This is a genomic window from Parabacteroides sp. D25, from assembly GCF_000307475.1.
Classification (GTDB): domain Bacteria; phylum Bacteroidota; class Bacteroidia; order Bacteroidales; family Tannerellaceae; genus Parabacteroides; species Parabacteroides distasonis.
On the sequence record NZ_JH976521.1, the window covers coordinates 1 to 1,400 of the forward strand.

Sequence of the window (1,400 nt, forward strand, 5' to 3'; positions counted from 1 at the left end):
CGGTGGCGAATCTTGTCGTAATACATCAATTGAACTTTTTAGACCACAAAGATAAGTCAAAGAACGCCTTAATCAATTATTCAATATAAACTCTAATTATCATATAAAAATAAAATAATTTAGCTTTATGGAAACAATGGTTCGTAGAATTGGACTTGTTGCACACGATGCAATGAAAAAAGACATGATAGAGTGGGTTCTCTGGAACTCGGAACGTCTGATAGGACATAAATTCTATTGTACGGGTACAACCGGTACACTAATTAAAAAAGCCCTTGAAGAAAAACATCCTGAAATCAAATGGGATATCACAATCCTGAAATCTGGTCCTTTAGGAGGTGACCAGCAAATTGGTTCGCGGATCGTAGAAGGAGAAATAGACTATCTGTTCTTTTTTACAGATCCGATGACACTACAGCCGCACGATACGGATGTGAAAGCATTGACCAGACTGGCTGGAGTTGAAAATATTGTTTTCTGCTGTAACCGTTCGACTGCGGACCACATTATTACGAGTCCCTTATTCACTGACCCAACTTACGAACGTATTCACCCGGATTATACCAATTACACGCAGCGTTTTGAAAACAAGGGAATCATATCTGAAGCAGTGGAGCAAGTGAAAAAGCGGAGGAATAAAAGTGAGAATAACATTTCCAAATGAACTGTAATAAGTAGTAGCATATTTATAAGGCTATCTAAGAAACAAGTTGTTTACATCTTTCAGAACTGGTATCTACTGAATGGTAATCTGCTTCCACCAACCCTTCTGGTTGGTGGAAAGAAACCACTTATAAAATATTTCGCTTCCTTTATGCATCCCAGTCGAAAAAGGACAAGGGCATTGCGGGTGTACATCACTCCTTTCACCTTCTTGTTTAGTCCTTCCAGCAAAGTCTTGCTACCAGTTTTTTTTGGAACTACCTTGTGAAAAATTATGCGAAAATCGCCTTTCTGTGCCCGGATTCATCCGCAGGATCCCATGCCAAAGGGACATGGAACATGCCGGTAGCTTATCCCCCACGACTCCGGAGCATCAGGGGGTAGGGACGGTTTGGCGGCAGGTTGCCGTTAAACCGCTTGGTTTTCGTTTAACGAAAAGACAACTTGCTGTCCGCAGGGGCGGACCACGTTTCTCCAATAATTATTGTGTATCAGCCCATTATATGGCTGTTCTCTTGTGATTTGCGGGGCATTTCCATCGGGGATTTGTCGGCCTTTCTCCCCATAAAAGGGTGGATATCTCTCCATAACCATGCGGCTTACGCCCATAATTCGGGAATAAAGAGGCACATATACGGGAAATCAGCCCTTTCCATACCCAATTCTCCATTAATGGATTGCTACTTCTACACTTCTGCAAATGGAGAACGGGCGGTGAGCCGTATATGCCTCGTGTC

General features: G+C 42.4%; 2 protein-coding genes. One reads left to right on the top strand and one right to left on the bottom strand.

What is annotated here, in order from left to right; genetic code table 11:
* Positions 1-127: 127 nt before the first annotated feature.
* A complete protein-coding gene (locus HMPREF0999_RS21590; RefSeq protein ID WP_009276914.1) occupies positions 128-664 on the top strand; it encodes a methylglyoxal synthase in 537 nt (178 codons plus the stop codon).
* A gap of 498 nt (positions 665-1,162) precedes the next feature.
* Here HMPREF0999_RS21590 and HMPREF0999_RS23095 read toward each other — a convergent pair.
* Positions 1,163-1,400 (bottom strand): hypothetical protein (locus tag HMPREF0999_RS23095; protein ID WP_232306328.1); only part of this gene is annotated, 238 nt, incomplete at its 5' end.